At 45.9% G+C, this 15349-nt stretch carries 15 protein-coding genes; 13 read left to right on the top strand and 2 right to left on the bottom strand.

Annotated elements, in window-relative coordinates; all coding sequences use genetic code 11:
• Nucleotides 1–48: 48 nt before the first annotated feature.
• From B5Z18_RS09065 to B5Z18_RS09035, 7 genes are all read left to right on the top strand, one after another.
• Nucleotides 49–870, top strand: a complete 822-nt coding sequence (locus tag B5Z18_RS09065) for a purine-nucleoside phosphorylase (RefSeq protein WP_079470018.1) — start codon at nt 49–51, stop codon at nt 868–870.
• Between the two features lie 19 nt (nt 871–889).
• Nucleotides 890–2863 carry a putative porin gene (locus tag B5Z18_RS09060; RefSeq protein WP_079469041.1) on the top strand — a complete coding sequence of 658 codons (1974 nt, stop codon included), beginning with the start codon at nt 890–892 and terminating at the stop codon, nt 2861–2863.
• An 80-nt stretch (nt 2864–2943) separates the two neighbouring features.
• Nucleotides 2944–3333, top strand: a complete 390-nt coding sequence (locus tag B5Z18_RS09055) for an HYC_CC_PP family protein (RefSeq protein ID WP_079469040.1) — start codon at nt 2944–2946, stop codon at nt 3331–3333.
• A gap of 94 nt (nt 3334–3427) precedes the next feature.
• Nucleotides 3428–3973 (top strand): heavy-metal-associated domain-containing protein, encoded by a 546-nt coding sequence (locus B5Z18_RS09050; protein WP_079469039.1) that lies wholly within the window; start codon nt 3428–3430, stop codon nt 3971–3973.
• A gap of 14 nt (nt 3974–3987) precedes the next feature.
• On the top strand, nt 3988–4851 hold the full coding sequence (locus tag B5Z18_RS09045) for a hypothetical protein (protein WP_079469038.1): 864 nt from the start codon (nt 3988–3990) through the stop codon (nt 4849–4851).
• A 3-nt stretch (nt 4852–4854) separates the two neighbouring features.
• Nucleotides 4855–5427: a helix-turn-helix domain-containing protein gene (locus B5Z18_RS09040; protein WP_079469037.1), complete on the top strand. Its 573-nt coding sequence runs from the start codon at nt 4855–4857 to the stop codon at nt 5425–5427.
• Nucleotides 5428–6306: 879 nt separating this feature from the next.
• Complete coding sequence (locus B5Z18_RS09035) at nt 6307–7842, top strand: L,D-transpeptidase family protein (RefSeq protein ID WP_159454241.1); 1536 nt, start codon at nt 6307–6309, stop codon at nt 7840–7842.
• A 71-nt stretch (nt 7843–7913) separates the two neighbouring features.
• Here B5Z18_RS09035 and B5Z18_RS09030 read toward each other — a convergent pair whose 3' ends face one another.
• Both B5Z18_RS09030 and icd read right to left on the bottom strand, forming a co-directional pair.
• On the bottom strand, nt 7914–9143 hold the full coding sequence (locus B5Z18_RS09030; protein ID WP_079469035.1) for an NADP-dependent isocitrate dehydrogenase: 1230 nt from the start codon (nt 9141–9143) through the stop codon (nt 7914–7916).
• A gap of 194 nt (nt 9144–9337) precedes the next feature.
• Nucleotides 9338–10609 carry an NADP-dependent isocitrate dehydrogenase gene (gene icd, locus B5Z18_RS09025; RefSeq protein ID WP_079469034.1) on the bottom strand — a complete coding sequence of 424 codons (1272 nt, stop codon included), beginning with the start codon at nt 10607–10609 and terminating at the stop codon, nt 9338–9340.
• Nucleotides 10610–10800: 191 nt separating this feature from the next.
• Here icd and B5Z18_RS09020 point away from each other — a divergent pair, with 191 nt between their 5' ends.
• From B5Z18_RS09020 to B5Z18_RS08995, 6 genes are all read left to right on the top strand, one after another.
• Nucleotides 10801–11406 carry an SGNH/GDSL hydrolase family protein gene (locus B5Z18_RS09020; RefSeq protein ID WP_079469033.1) on the top strand — a complete coding sequence of 202 codons (606 nt, stop codon included), beginning with the start codon at nt 10801–10803 and terminating at the stop codon, nt 11404–11406.
• Between the two features lie 43 nt (nt 11407–11449).
• A complete protein-coding gene (locus B5Z18_RS09015; RefSeq protein ID WP_079469032.1) occupies nt 11450–12118 on the top strand; it encodes an FAD-binding oxidoreductase in 669 nt (222 codons plus the stop codon).
• 117 nt (nt 12119–12235) lie between these two features.
• On the top strand, nt 12236–12970 hold the full coding sequence (locus B5Z18_RS09010) for a LiaF transmembrane domain-containing protein (RefSeq protein WP_079469031.1): 735 nt from the start codon (nt 12236–12238) through the stop codon (nt 12968–12970).
• A gap of 61 nt (nt 12971–13031) precedes the next feature.
• Nucleotides 13032–13385 (top strand): DUF4288 domain-containing protein, encoded by a 354-nt coding sequence (locus B5Z18_RS09005; RefSeq protein WP_079469030.1) that lies wholly within the window; start codon nt 13032–13034, stop codon nt 13383–13385.
• Between the two features lie 17 nt (nt 13386–13402).
• Nucleotides 13403–14467 (top strand): sensor histidine kinase, encoded by a 1065-nt coding sequence (locus B5Z18_RS09000; protein ID WP_200817219.1) that lies wholly within the window; start codon nt 13403–13405, stop codon nt 14465–14467.
• Nucleotides 14445–15185, top strand: coding sequence for a LytR/AlgR family response regulator transcription factor (locus B5Z18_RS08995; protein ID WP_079469029.1), 741 nt, complete (start codon nt 14445–14447; stop codon nt 15183–15185). The genes B5Z18_RS09000 and B5Z18_RS08995 overlap by 23 nt, the downstream gene beginning before the upstream one ends.
• Nucleotides 15186–15349 lie beyond the last annotated feature (164 nt).

Here is a 15349-nt window from a genome sequence, read left to right as displayed (position 1 = left end):
TGCGCGGGTTTGTTTTTTAAATCCGGCTTTTAATTAATGTATAAACAGATGAGTGAATTAACAGCAAAGATCACAGCAGCGGGGGAATATATCAGCAAATTCTGGCAAAACAAGCCAGTGGCGGGCATTATCCTGGGTAGCGGCCTGGGTAACCTGACAGGGGAAATTGAAGACAGCATTGAAATTCCGTACAGCGACATACCCCATTTCCCCGAATCTACGGTGGAAGGGCATTCCGGCAAATTGATCCTCGGATTTATGCAGGGAAAGCCAGTAGTGGCTATGGCAGGGCGTTTTCACTTTTATGAAGGATTTTCCATGCAGCAGGTAACTTTTCCTGTTCGGGTTATGAAAGCCCTGGGAATCCATACTTTATTTATTTCCAATGCCGCCGGAGGCATGAACCCATCTTTCCAGGTAGGCGATCTGATGATCATCAGGGACCACATCAACCTGCAGCCGGAGCATCCGCTGCGGGGCAAAAATGAGGACACGCTGGGTCCCCGTTTCCCGGATATGAGTGAACCCTATGCCAAAACGTTAATCGATGCAGCGAATAAAATTGCTGCAGCCAACAATATATCTTTACATAGCGGCGTATATGTAGGCGTTCAGGGGCCTACCTTTGAAACACGGGCAGAGTACAGGTATATGCACATCATTGGCGGCGATGCCGTAGGAATGAGTACCGTACCCGAAGTAATTGTAGCGGCGCATGCCGGTTTGAAAGTATTTGCCATGAGTGTGATCACCGATATCGGTATCCGTGAAGAAGAAAATGTGATCACTCATGAAGAGGTACTGGCAGCTGCAAAAGCAGCAGAACCTAAGCTGACGCTGATATTTAGTGAATTAATCCGGCAACTATAAACGCTTTTGTTACTTTCGGATGAGGCAAATTTTCATTTTCATAGCCCTGCTGTTATTGTGCGGGAATCAATTAGTGGCCCAGTTTAACTCGGGACGCATCAACAATATGGGCGGTGGCGGAGGCGGCACCAGCAAAATGCAGCGGGATACATCCAAACATGAACACGAGCCGGATACGCTGACGTTGACCTACCGCATCCTCGGGGAGCCCACCGATTATAAGCTCGACTCCTCCGTGGCAGATTTTCAGACCAATTATCTGAAAGTACCGTCTTCGTACACCACACTCGGTAACACCGGTAGCGCTGCCTATAACATGATTTATACGCCACGCATGAAACCCGGTTTTGACGCCGGCTTCCATGCCTACGACGTATATTCCAATTCCCATAAAGATGCCCGCTTTTACTATACTACACGCCCTTACACAGAGCTGCAGTACCTGGTAGGCAGCAAACAGGAACAGGTTATCGGGCTGTCGCACACCCAAAACCGGACGGAACGCTTCAACTTTGCATTCGACTACCGCAAAATAAATGCGCCCGGATATTTCCGCTCGCAAAACACGAATCACGATATCTACCGGTTTACAGCCCGGTACCAGAGCAAAAACAAACGCGCCAATACTTACCTGAGCTTCTACTACAATAAAATCAATGGCGGGGAAAACGGGGGGATCAGAAGCGATACCTTCATGTCCAACAGCACTTATAAGCAACGCAAAACCATCCCGGTAAACCTGGGCAATGATGCGTCTACAACGTATGCTTTCTTCGGCGGTAGCATACCGGTGAAATCGAACTACCGCGAAACAGGTTTCCTCATCCAGCAACAATACGACTGGGGCCGGGGCGACAGTATTCACGTAAACGATACCACCGATTATTATAAGTACAACCCGATTTTCCGTGTGCAGTATACGTTCAACTACCAGAATAATAACTACGAATTCCTCGACAGCAGCCCGGATACCACGTTTTATTCCAGCCACTATAACTTTTTACCCGGCGACACGGTAAGCGCCAAACATCAGTGGAAAATGATTTCCAATGATCTGTCGCTCATCCAGTTCCCGGTACTCGGCAACCTCGGACACTTTATAAATATTGGCGCCCGCTTTGAAAGCCTCACCGGTACCTTCCTGGATGCAGATATCAATTTCACTAACCTGGCCGTACATGGGGAATACCGTAATAAAACCCGCAACCAGAAATGGGATTTCTCTGCAAGAGGCGAGTTTTATGTAGTAGGACAGAATATCGGAGATTACGGGTTTTATGGCATGTTAAAAAGACATATCAACGACTTCCTGGGAGATGTCCGCCTGTCGGTCAGCAACGTAAATAAGGAACCCTCTTACGTCTTCAAATATTTTAACAGTACCAATGATGCCTGGTATAATACCAGCCTGTCGAAGGAGAATATTACCCAGCTGCAGTTTGCCACCGAAAACAAAAAGCTGGATTACACCCTGACAGCCAATTATTTCCTGTTTACCAATTACACCTATTTCAAAGACTACTATCACAGCGATCAGTATAACTCCCTGTTTAACCTGTTACAGATAACGTTTAGCAAGAAGTTTACCATTAAGCCGTTTAACTGGTATGTAGATATTGCCTTCCAGCAACTGCATGGCAACGGACCACTGAACGTTCCTACTTTCTGGACCCGTAACCGGTTTGCCTTTGAAAAAAGACTGTATACAAACCTGAACCTCATGACAGGGATTGAACTGCGCTATAACACCGGTTATTATGCAGATGACTATTCCCCGCTCACCGGTCAGTTTATTTATCAGAATGCCGCGAAGATCAGTAACTCCTTGCCGGATATTGCTGCATTCGCCAATTTCAGGATCAAATCCTTCTCCGCCTATGTGCGTGCAGAGAACCTGAACACCTTCTTTGGCGATAACAATTATGCAGGACCGTTATATCCGTATAATAACTTCGCCTTCAGGGTGGGCCTCAGATGGTGGTTTATTAACTAGGAATTACATATAACTATATGATGACCGGTATGGTGGCAACACTATCCCGGTCATTTTTTTTCTTATCTTTGTGATTCATCATGAAGCGATTTTCTGCCATATTATTTGCTGTATTGTATATCACGCTCACCAGCGGGTTTGCAGTAAACGTGCACTACTGCATGGGCAAACTGGCATCTGTAGACCTGCAGGAAGCTCCGGCTGATCACTGCGGTAAATGCGGAAAGTCATCGAAAGGCATGGATTGCTGTAAAGATGAATTTAAGTTCTGTAAGGTCACCGAGTCGCACCAGGCTGCCAAAGCCCTGCAGGCCGGTTCCAACCTCGTTACAGATATGCAGCTGCCGGTAAGGGTTTTACCTGCTTCCGCTTTGCCGGTGCAGGAAACGCTCCTTCTCAGCCGTCCCCACGATCCGCCAGACATCCCGTCGGCGCCCATTTTCCTCCGGAATTGTACTTTCCTGATCTGATGCAGTTTTTAATGTAGTGTTTGTTGCTGTATTACAGCACAGCTATTACTTTAACTGTTATTCATCTTTTTATTCAATTTTATTTCATCAGATCATGAAAATAGTATCCATTATATTGCTCGCACTGGGCATATCTTTCGGCGCAAATGCACAATTTAAAAAAGCCAGCGTACACGCTACCGGCCTTACCTGCGCCATGTGTTCAAAAGCCACTTACGAGGCCCTGGAATCATTGCCTTTTGTTGATAAAATAGATACCGATCTCGATAATACTACCTTCATTCTTACCTTCAAAGCCGGTGCGCCGGTGAGCATCGATGCTATTAAAGATAAAGTGGAAGATGCCGGTTTTTCTGTAGGTAAACTGGTGATGACCGCCAACTTCGATGCCGTGAGCGTACAAAATGATGCGCATGTGGCATTTGCGGGCAGCACCCTCCATTTTATGGATGTAAAAAACCAGGTATTGTCCGGTGATAAAGACATCACGGTAATCGACAAAGATTTTGTTTCTGCCAAACAATTTAAAAAATTCAGTACTGAAACCACTATGCCCTGCTATAAAACAGGTATGATGGGTGACTGCTGCAAATCTGACGGAGCCACTGCTTCGAAAAGAATTTATCACGTCACCATTTAATAGCCGGCCGGTATATGAAAAGAATTTTAATAATAGCCCTGGTCATCATAGCCAGCGGGGGAATAGCAGCCGCACAGGAGTTATACGTGAATACGGAGCCGGCGAGCAATATGCCCGCCAACTCCCTGGGGATCAGGCTCTCCAATAAGTTTTTCAACATGAAGCATTCCGGCGATAACGGGATGCGCTTTGAGCCGGAAGTGATGTGGGGCGCCAATAAAAAGCTTATGCTGCATGTGCTGGGATACGCTTCCAACATGATGCAGTCGTCCGTAAAGCTTGAAGGCGGCGGGGTTTACGCCAAATACCGCTTCCTGTCGCTGGATCAGCAGCACGCGCATTTCCGCATGGCTGCATATGTAAGAGGTTCCGTGATCAACAATCCGTACTACCCGGAAATGCCTGATGGCGCGCATGCCATGCGGCCGTATGATAATAAGGAGCTGGACCTGGAAGGGGCTACGTCGGGCGTAAACGGGGGCATTATTGCTACACAATTGTTACATAAACTGGCATTGTCTACAACGTTAGGTTATTCCCGTTATATGAACAATGTGAAGGATAATATTCCGGACGACTTCTCCCGGAATTCCGTAAATTATAGTCTCTCTGCGGGGTACCTGGTGTTGCCGGTGAAGTATAAAAGCTTTCAGCAAACAAATTTAAACCTCTACGTGGAGCTGTTGGGCAAAACCAATACAGACGCGGTTGGCAGGGGTTCTTACCTGGACATAGCGCCCGCAGTGCAGTTTATTTTTAACAGTACTACAAGGCTGGACTTGTCTTACCGCACGCAGTTAACCGGGGATATGGCAAGGAATACCTCCAACTCTTTTTTAATCAGGGTGGAGCATAACATTTTTAATATCAAAAAGTAACCGATGGCAACAACAGATCTGTTTATAAAGAATATGGTTTGTCCGCGCTGCATCAAAGTAGTTACTACCACTCTTGCCGCGCAGCAACTGGATGTTAAGGATATACAACTGGGTAAGGTAACTGTTGAAGGCGCCGTTTCGGAGAAACAACTGCACCGGTTATCAGAAGCGCTTCAGCAGGAAGGATTTTTACTGATAGATGATAAAAAACAACAGCTGATTGCAGGCATCAAAAGTATTATTGTACAGGCAGTGCATCATTCAGAGCTGGATGAGATGAAAGAAAACTTTTCCACCTTACTGGCAGGGAAGTTGCAGAAGGACTATCATTATCTCAGTAATCTTTTTTCTGAAACAGAAGGCACTACCATTGAACAGTATATTATTCAACAGAAAATAGAGCGGGTAAAAGAGTTGCTGGTGTACAATGAATTAAGCTTAAGTGAAATTAGTTACAAGCTGGGATACAGTAGCGTAGCACATCTTTCAGCGCAATTTAAAAAAGTAACTGGTCTTACGCCAAGTAAGTTTAAACAATTGAAAGCTCCTGAACGTATACCATTAGATAAGATATAGAAGTTAGTTGTTTTAGTTTTAGTTTAAAGAGAAGCTGCTGCACACCGTGGCTTCTCTTTTTAAAAAAATCCGGACATGAAGAAAGTTGTTGTAAGCATATTGAAATTTATTCAGTCGCTTTTTGTGAAAAAGGATTGTTGCAGGTAGTATTAGCAGGGGGGAAATAATTAAAGCCGCAGATGTAATGTCTGCGGCTTTTGTATTATTAAAAAATGTTACGTATTGGAGTTGCTTCTTGGGTACTTCTCGGATACTTCTCAGATACTTAGGACTCGTGTATGTGTTGTAGTTCCTATACAGTTCCTATATAGTCCCTATACTGTTCCCATACACTCCCTATACTGTTCCCATACACTCACCATACACTCATGATACACTTCCCATACACTCCCCATACACTATGGCCCTTTTTGGGTAGCCATAATTTAGTAATAAATGTTATATGATGGCATTTTTCATTTGCCCCGTATTAAATGGAAAACCGGGTATCATGATTTGCTTGCAGCAAACAATTTTTCTGGTCTGTCATTCACCGTAGCATTTATATGGTGTCACATTTCATAATATCACTTCTTCTTTTCATTTTTTGTGATACCGAACATAAAACATCTTTCCTGAAAACAGCACAAAAGTTTCCGGTAGCAATATTGAAGAAACCCGTAAATGCCTTTGCCTCTTTTATCTCCAAAAATTTTCAGCACAGTATTTGTAAATCCCTATCTTTACCATAGCGATTTACTGCAGATGAAGAATAAAATTTTTATTATCAGTTTGTTATGCGGATCTGGAGTGTGCTTGTTGTTAGCCTGTGTAAATAAAAAAAAGCATACCGCCCCCAAACAAAAACAGATTGTAGCAAACATCAGACAATTAGACGAAGTGATTACCGAAAGTATCACTGAAAGACTGTCAGCCCTGAAAGATAACGATGGTGAACTGGAAGACAGTTTACAATCATTCCGTCCTTCAGCTATACAGGAATTTTACGGCGCCGATAAGCCGGCAGGCCAGTGGTCAAAGAACGGGATAACCAATCCTGCGGCTGATTCCATGCTGTATATGATCCAGCATGCGGAAGACGTAGGACTGCTACCCGCGCAATATCACGAGCCCGCATTAACCGCCGCCTGGGAACAAATCACCAACGACGCTACTGCAAAAAAAGATGCCGCCTTATGGGCAAAAGTAGATGTGCTGATGACAGACGCCTTCATGAAAATGGCCTCCGATCTGCGCTACGGCGTTGCTCCGCGTGATAGCATTACCCTTAAAAAGGATTCGGCGTTTACTGATGAACAACTCATCACGCAATTACGGCAGGCACTGGAAGAAAAGAATGTAGCAAATATCCTGCATGCACTGGAGCCTTCACATGAAGGATACATTGCGCTGAAAGAAGGGATTCAGTCTTTCAAAGCCAAATACGAAAACTATCACTGGGATACGTTACCACTCAACTATACCGACACGCTGGGATTCCGGCAACTGGTGATCAACCGGTTGGTGCAAAGCGGTCATCTCGATACCACGGGCCGCGAGCTGGATTCTGCATTGCTGAAAACCGGTGTGAAAGCTTTCCAGAAAGAGTTTAATATTTATCCCGATGGGGTAGCAGGGAAAAGAACAGTGATGGCCATGAACCGCTCTATGCACGACTGGATCATGCAGGCCGCTGTAAACCTCGACCGCTGGCGTAAACTGCCGGATACATTGCCTTCGCGGTATATCCTGGTGAATGTGCCCGGCTATAACCTGAAGGTGGTGGATAGCGGGGAAGTGGTGCTGGAATCGCGCGTAATTGTGGGCACGCCCCGCACCCGTACGCCGCTGCTCAATTCCTACATGACCAACTTCATGATGTTCCCTTACTGGCGGGTACCTTACAGTATTGTGTTTAAGGAAATGCTGCCGGCTATTAAAAAGAATGTCGGTTATCTTGCGTCCAAGAACCTGGAAGTAATAGATAAAGATGGTAATGCAGTGGATCCTTATACCATCGACTGGTCGAAACTCGGCAAGGGCCATTTCCCTTATGTGCTGCGCCAGATGGATGGTATCGACAATTCACTTGGCATCATGAAATTTAACTTCAGAAATAAGTACAGCGTATACCTGCATGATACCAATAACCGCGGACTGTTTAAAAATTCCATGCGTGCTATGAGTCATGGTTGCGTGCGGGTGCAGCAATGGGATAGCCTGGCGCAGTACCTGGTGCGGGCGGACAGCTTACGGCATAGCGGAGATAGTGTTCGTGTATGGCTGGCGCGGCAGGAAAAGAAACAGGTAGATCTGCCCAAACATATTCCTATTTACCTGCGGTATTTTACCGCAGAAGGGCAAAACGGTAATCTTGTTTTCTATGATGATATTTATGGAGAAGATAAAGTATTAAGAAAGAAGATGAAGTTGTAAGAACTCCATCTTGTTAAAATAAAAAAGCAGCGGATACATTATCCGCTGCTTTTTTTATTGTCTTTATCAACTTACGCGAGTTTCGCTTTCAGTGCAGTATCCAGTGCTTCCAGGAACTCTTCAGTATACAGGTAATGTTTACCATGTTCTACTTTGTTTCCGTGGATACAAACGGCCAGATCTTTGGTCATTTTACCACCTTCTACGGTTTCGATACAAACCTGTTCCAGTGCCTGGCAGAATTTGATCAGTTGCTGGTTGTTATCCAGTTTACCACGGAATTCCAGACCGCGGGTCCATGCAAAAATGGAAGCGATAGGGTTGGTGGAAGTAGGTTTACCAGCCTGGTGATCGCGGTAGTGACGGGTTACAGTACCGTGTGCGGCTTCTGCTTCCATTGTTTTACCATCAGGAGTGATGAGGGTGGAAGTCATCAGGCCGAGAGAGCCAAAGCCTTGTGCAACGGTATCAGATTGTACGTCGCCATCGTAGTTTTTACAGGCCCATACAAAGTTACCATGCCATTTCAGTGCGCTGGCTACCATGTCATCGATCAGGCGATGTTCATAAGTTAAGCCATGTGCCTGGAATTCAGCTTTAAATTCCTGTTGATAGATTTCTTCGAAGATATCTTTGAAACGGCCATCATATTTTTTCAGGATGGTGTTCTTGGTGCTCAGGTATAAAGGCCATTTTTTCATCAGTGCCTGGTTGAAACATGCACGGGCAAAGCCTTTGATAGATTCATCGGTATTGTACATTGCTAATGCAACGCCATCGCCTTTGAAGTTGTATACTTCGTGTTCGATCACTTCACCATTTTCGCCTTCAAACTTAATGGTCAGTTTACCCTTTCCTTTTGTAACGAAATCGGTAGCGCGGTACTGATCACCGAAAGCATGACGGCCAATACAGATCGGGGCAGTCCAGTTAGGCACCAGGCGCGGAACATTCTTCATTACAATTGGCTCACGGAATACGGTACCATCCAGGATATTACGGATAGTGCCGTTGGGAGATTTCCACATCTGCTTCAGGTTGAATTCCTTTACGCGGTCTTCATCCGGCGTAATGGTAGCGCATTTGATACCTACGCCTACTTCCCTGATAGCATTGGCTGCATCAATAGTTACCTGGTCGTTGGTAGCATCGCGGTGTTCCATGCCCAGGTCATAATATTTAATTTCAACATCCAGGTATGGAAGTATCAGTTTATCCTTGATGAATTTCCAGATGATTCGTGTCATTTCATCACCATCCAGTTCAACTACCGGATTAGCAACTTTAATTTTTTCTGCCATTTCGGGTTTTTTAAAATTAGATTAAAAAGCTTTTCACAACAATTATTCAAGCGAGTCCCAATCGGGATAATCACGAAAAATACGAATAGCTGTGAAAAAAACAAAATTAACCGGATTTTATCTTGGTTAAAAAAAGGGAGATGAAAACGGGTTTATCCGTTTCCATCTCCCTTTATATTAAAAAGATAGAATGCTTAGTGTTGCATCTGCTTGATCACTTCATCCGCAAATTCGCTGGTCTTCACCAGGGTGGCATCATCCATCAGGTTGTAGAAGTCGATGGTAACGCGTTTGCGCATGATAGCGGTGCTGAGGCCATGAACAATGATTTCAGCTGCTTCTTTCCAGCCCATGTATTCCAGCATCATTACGCCGCTCAGGATCACTGAGGAAGGGTTCATGGTGTTGGTGTTGGCAAAGCGGGGTGCAGTGCCGTGTGTGGCTTCAAACACAGCGTAGCCGGTCAGATAGTTGATGTTGGCGCCGGGGGCAATACCAATACCGCCTACTGCAGCAGCCAGTGCATCGGAAATATAATCGCCGTTCAGGTTCAGCGTAGCTACTACAGAATAGTCCTGTGGCGCCAGCAGGATCTGTTGCAGGAAGTTATCCGCAATTACATCCTTAATCAGCAGCTTGCCTTTTGCCAGGGCTACTTTCAGTTCTTTGTTGGCTTCTTCTTCACCGAGATCTTTCTTGGTTTTTTCCCAATGTTCCCAGGTGTATACTTTATCACCGAATTCTCTTTCTGCCAGTGCATAGCCCCAGTTTTTGAAACCACCTTCGGTGAATTTCATGATGTTGCCTTTGTGCACGAGGGTGAGTGACGGACGTTTGTGCTCCAGCGCATAGCTGATAGCAGCGCGTACCAGTCGCTCTGTACCTTCAATAGATACCGGTTTAATACCCAGGGAAGATGTTTCCGGGAACCTGATCTTTTTAACACCCATTTCATTTTGCAGGAAATCGAGCAGTTTCTTTGCTTCAGGCGTACCCGTCATATATTCAATGCCGGCATAGATGTCTTCCGTATTTTCACGGAAAATCACCATGTCCACTTTCTCCGGGTGTTTCACCGGGGAAGGTACTTTATTGAACCAGCGTACGGGCCTTACACAGGCGTAGAGATCCAGCTCCTGGCGCATAGCAACGTTCAGGGAGCGGATACCACCGCCAACGGGAGTAGACAGGGGACCTTTGATAGACACCAGGTATTCTTTCAGTGCATCCAGTGTAGCCTTGGGCAGCCATTCACCTGTTTGCTGGAAGGCTTTCTCACCCGCCAGTACTTCTTTCCATTCAATTTTCCTATCACCGCCATAAGCTTTCTCTACAGCTGCGTCGAATACACGTACACTGGCTCTCCAGATGTCCGGACCTATTCCGTCGCCTTCTATAAATGGGATGATGGGTTGTGCAGGGACCTGTAACAGGCCATTGTTCATCGATATTTTTTCTGCCGGCATAAAACGGTTTCTTTATGCGTTACGTAATTGTTGTAATCGCGTGCAAAGGTAAGGGTTTTCCGTTTACGCAGGGGTAAGATTTACCCTTTATTTCAGCAAATTTAACACCTGCATATAACTTTTTGCTTATGTTAGGATTAATGTTATTTTGCTGCTCATTTTTTTGCAGCAACCAAATCTCAGATACCACCATGATTCCTGTTACATACCTCGCTCTTGGCGATAGTTATACGATAGGTGAACAAGTTTCCGCCTCCGAACGTTTTCCTGTACAGGCAGCCGCTTTGCTCCGGGAACAAGGCTTTGAAGTAACAGATCCGGAGATCATTGCCACTACCGGGTGGACCACCGACGAACTGGAAGCGGGTATTGCCGCTACTCATATAAGTAAAACTTACGATATAGTAACACTGTTGATAGGCGTAAACAACCAATACCGCGGCCGCTCCGTGGAGGAATATGAAACTGAATTTACCGCCCTGCTGCAAAAGGCAATTGTTTTTGCCGGCAACAATCCTTCCCATGTGGTGGTGCTGTCTATTCCCGACTGGGGCGTAACGCCATTTGCGGCGGATCGCGACCGGGAACAGATCCGCCGGGAAATAGATGCGTATAATGCGGCCAATAAAGCCATTGCTGAAGAATGGCTGGTGCCTTACCTGGATATCACGCACTTTACCCGTGAAGCCGCTCACGATCCCGAACTGGTGGCGGGAGACGGATTGCACCCCTCCGGAAAGGATTACAGCCGCTGGGCCAAAGCCCTGCTGCCTTTGTTGCAACAGGCATTGCACTGAGAAAGAAAATATCCTACATTCATATTAAAGAAAACCTGAACCAATGGAAAGCCATATCGTAAAAATCCTGGCTGTTACCCCCGTAACACATAACGTCCGCCAATTCACCGTGGAAAAGCCCGCCGGATATACCTTTGTACCCGGCCAGGCTACAGAAGTAGCGGTTAATAAACCCGGATGGGAAGAAGAAAGACGCCCCTTTACCTTTACGAGCCTTACCGAATGGGATCACCTGGAATTTACTATCAAGATCTACGACGACCATAGCAGCGTTACCCATGAACTCGGCCAACTGAAAGCCGGAGATGAACTGATCCTCCACGATGTATGGGGTACCATTCATTACAACGGGGAAGGCACCTTCATCGCCGGCGGCGCAGGCGTTACCCCTTTCATTGCCATCCTGCGCGACCTGCAGCACAAAGGCCAGCTGGGCAATAACCAACTGATCTGCTCCAATAAAACCCTGGGAGATATTATTTTAAAAGATGAATTTGAAGAAATGCTGGGCAACCGTTTCATTAACACGCTCACCGCACAGGAAGTTCCCGGCTACGACCACCATACCATCGATGAAAACTACCTGAAAGGGAAGATCAGGGATTTCAACCAGCATTTCTATATCTGTGGCCCCGATCCTATGGTACAGCAGCTGAAAGCCATCCTCGTAAAACTGGCCGGAAACGATGCCCTGGTAACGGTAGAAATATAACCCGCCGTTTTCACCGGCGATTTCCTGCTTTTTACCGGTGAGGGTACTTTATTAGCCTAAACCCTGTTTCCAATAACAGCGTGCCGTTCTACATTTGTATCATAAATAGTAAAACAAATGAAAAACGAAGATATCGACGCATCAAGAAGAAAAGGCCGCTTTATAGGCGGTGCGGTTTTCATCATCGTTGGTGCCTGCCTGTTATTACAACGCCTGGATCTCGACCTGCCCCATTGGCTGTTCTCCTGGCAAATGATCCTGATAGCGGTTGGTATTGTTATAGGGGCAAAGCATAACTTCAGATTCGGGGGATGGGTGGTGATGATCCTGGTAGGCGGAATTTTCCTGGCAAGCGAAATACTTCATCTGCCATATAACACCGCCCAGTTTATATGGCCGGTAGCATTGATCCTGGTGGGTATTGTGCTGATCTTTAAAAAGAGTTATCACCATCCGGAATGGCCGTCCAAAAAACACAGCTTCGGCTCCAGTGAGGAATTTGCCACCGGGGAAGATACGCTGAGCGCCAACGCTATTTTTGGCAGCGTGAATAAAGTAGTGATGTCTAAAAACTTTAAGGGAGGCGACGTAAGCGCTGTCTTTGGAGGTGCCGTCATTAACTTCATGAATGCCGATATCAACGGCACCGCTACTATGGACGTTTCAGCCGTTTTCGGTGGTTGCGAAATCATTGTACCGGCCAACTGGAAAGTGCAGGTGGATATCGACGCCATCCTCGGTGGTGTGGAAGATAAACGTAGTAACAGTGTGATACCTGCCGGACCCATTGATAAACTGCTGATCCTTAAAGGAGCCTGCGTATTCGGTGGCGTGGAAATAAAAAGTTACTGATCATTAAACATCCATATCTCAACCTGTATTCTATCTTCTCGAACTTTTAAATTTTAATTTTATGCATTGGTTTGTTGCGAAAGTTGTATATCAGATCATCTGCGGTGAAGGCAATCACACCCCGCAATTTGATGAACAATTAAGATTAATCAGCGCTGTTACCAAGAAAGACGCCTGCGATAAGGCCCGCGAAATTGGTATGCAGGAACAATATGCTTTTAAAAATCAACAACAGGAACTGGTACAATGGAAGTTCATCAACGTACCGGAAGTATATACCCTGGATCAGCTGACAGACGGTATGGAATTGTACTCCCGCATCGAAGAGCCGGGTGACCCCAATTCCTACATCGCCTGGTTGCAGATGAAATCTGCACAGTTACAGGGACAACAGTACTTTGAACTTAACGTATAACTGATAAATCACCTTCTTTGGTAAAGCAACTGATTAAAGGTAATGCCTGGTGGGCTTTTCTCGCCTCCTTCGCCATCTGGATGTTCCTGTATGGCGGGTTGCTGTGGTACTGGTTCGACCTTCCCCTCTGGCAATCGGTCACAGACAGTGCAGTGCACGTTATACTACTGGGAGCCGCCGGTATTGTAATAAGCCATAACGTGGCTTATTACCGCCCGGCAGATGGCACCATGAAGTTTGGCTATGTAGCTGTTCTGAGTTTTGCATTGTCTGTATTGTGGGTGTGCCTGAGCCGCTGGATACTGGTATCCGCCTTCCCGGAAGATGTACCGTATCTCAACTGGCTGAACAATGCCATCCCCGTTCATGCTATTGTTGGATGCATGCTGATTGCAGGGATCGGATTCAGGAGCCAGATGTGGTACGATGAGGAAGAACAACAGGAATACCGCCAACGCAAAGAAGCTACTGAGAGGATTGTAAGAGAAGCAGAACTCTTTAAACTGCGGCAGCAACTGCAGCCGCATTTCCTGTTTAACAGCCTCAACTCCATCAATGCGCTCATCATGCTACGGCCAAAAGAAGCCCGCGAAATGGTACTGAAGCTCTCCGACTTTTTAAGAGGATCATTGAAACGTGAAGATGACCAGTGGATCACACTCGCGGAAGAACTGAACTACCTGCAGCTTTACCTGGATATAGAGAAAGTACGTTTCGGGCATCGTTTAACCACCAACGTTGTGCCTTATGAGGAAGCAGATAAAATGATGATGCCGCCGATGCTGCTGCAGCCGGTAGTAGAAAATGCGATCAAGTTCGGACTATACGATACCACCGGTGATATCACCATCAGCATAAAATCATGGCTGCAGGATAACATGTTGTATATCGCCATACAAAATCCGTTCGACAACGAACTGCAGCAACCCAATAAAGGAACCGGTTTCGGCTTAACTTCCATACAACGCAGGCTGTACCTGCTGTTTGCACGGCAGGACCTGCTGGAAACCACGGCCATTGATAATATATTTACTACCATTATTAAAGTACCACAATCGCATGATAAAAGCAGTATTAATTGATGATGAACCATTGGCCCGTGAAGTGGTGAAGGAATACCTGTTAAGCTTCCCGCAAATAGAAGTGGTACAGGAATGCAATGATGGATTTGAAGGATTAAAGGCCATACAACAGCATCAGCCGGATATCATTTTCCTGGATATACAAATGCCAAAGATCACCGGTTTTGAAATGCTGGAACTCGTGGAAAATATGCCTGCCGTGATCTTTACCACAGCCTTTGAAGAGCATGCTATCAGGGCCTTTGAAGTGCATGCGGTCGATTACCTGCTGAAACCTTTTTCCAGCGATCGCTTTGATAAGGCCGTACAAAAATGGCTGGATCATTTTCAAACACCTGCAGCCACCAATACGGAAGCGTTGCTGGAAACTGCTGCTGCCACACCTTTGCAAAGCAACCGCGTGGTAATAAAGATCAATGGTAAAATCAAAATCATCCCGGTACAGGATATCCATTACCTGGAAGCAGCAGACGACTACGTGAAAATAGTAACCCAGGAAGGTAGCTTCCTGAAAAATAAAACAATGTCGTTCTTCGAAAAAATGCTGGACCCGCAACAGTTTACGCGGGTGCATCGCTCTTATATACTCAACGTAAACCAGGTAACACGTATAGACCCCTACGAAAAAGAAAACCACCTGGCTATACTGCGCAGCGGCGCCAGGGTGCTGGTGAGCAAAACCGGTTACCCGCGCCTGAAGGCGGCGCTTGGGTTATAGCGGATCGAAGCGGATTTTGTCTTTTCCGGGATTAAACTGATTATACTGATTCCGGGATTTGACTTTTTGAATTTTAAATGATCAGGGGAGATATAAGCGGATACTTTCGCTTATATCTCCCCTGATCGTTTAAAATCTTTTATAAAATCCTAAAAAATAAAATC

Source organism: Chitinophaga ginsengisegetis (assembly GCF_900168065.1).
GTDB lineage: Bacteria > Bacteroidota > Bacteroidia > Chitinophagales > Chitinophagaceae > Chitinophaga > Chitinophaga ginsengisegetis.
The sequence above is the reverse complement of the archived record's forward strand: the minus strand, read 5'-3'. Positions and strand labels throughout refer to the sequence as shown.

Bases quoted from the DNA above. Each gene is read 5' to 3' on its own strand.
- B5Z18_RS09065 (WP_079470018.1), top strand. From the start codon at position 49: ATGAGTGAATTAACAGCAAAGATCACAGCAGCGGGGGAATATATCAGC.
- B5Z18_RS09060 (WP_079469041.1), top strand. From the start codon at position 890: ATGAGGCAAATTTTCATTTTCATAGCCCTGCTGTTATTGTGCGGGAAT.
- B5Z18_RS09055 (WP_079469040.1), top strand. From the start codon at position 2,944: ATGAAGCGATTTTCTGCCATATTATTTGCTGTATTGTATATCACGCTC.
- B5Z18_RS09050 (WP_079469039.1), top strand. From the start codon at position 3,428: ATGAAAATAGTATCCATTATATTGCTCGCACTGGGCATATCTTTCGGC.
- B5Z18_RS09045 (WP_079469038.1), top strand. From the start codon at position 3,988: ATGAAAAGAATTTTAATAATAGCCCTGGTCATCATAGCCAGCGGGGGA.
- B5Z18_RS09040 (WP_079469037.1), top strand. From the start codon at position 4,855: ATGGCAACAACAGATCTGTTTATAAAGAATATGGTTTGTCCGCGCTGC.
- B5Z18_RS09030 (WP_079469035.1), bottom strand. From the start codon at position 9,143: ATGGCAGAAAAAATTAAAGTTGCTAATCCGGTAGTTGAACTGGATGGT.
- icd (WP_079469034.1), bottom strand. From the start codon at position 10,609: ATGCCGGCAGAAAAAATATCGATGAACAATGGCCTGTTACAGGTCCCT.
- B5Z18_RS09020 (WP_079469033.1), top strand. From the start codon at position 10,801: ATGATTCCTGTTACATACCTCGCTCTTGGCGATAGTTATACGATAGGT.
- B5Z18_RS09015 (WP_079469032.1), top strand. From the start codon at position 11,450: ATGGAAAGCCATATCGTAAAAATCCTGGCTGTTACCCCCGTAACACAT.
- B5Z18_RS09010 (WP_079469031.1), top strand. From the start codon at position 12,236: ATGAAAAACGAAGATATCGACGCATCAAGAAGAAAAGGCCGCTTTATA.
- B5Z18_RS09005 (WP_079469030.1), top strand. From the start codon at position 13,032: ATGCATTGGTTTGTTGCGAAAGTTGTATATCAGATCATCTGCGGTGAA.
- B5Z18_RS08995 (WP_079469029.1), top strand. From the start codon at position 14,445: ATGATAAAAGCAGTATTAATTGATGATGAACCATTGGCCCGTGAAGTG.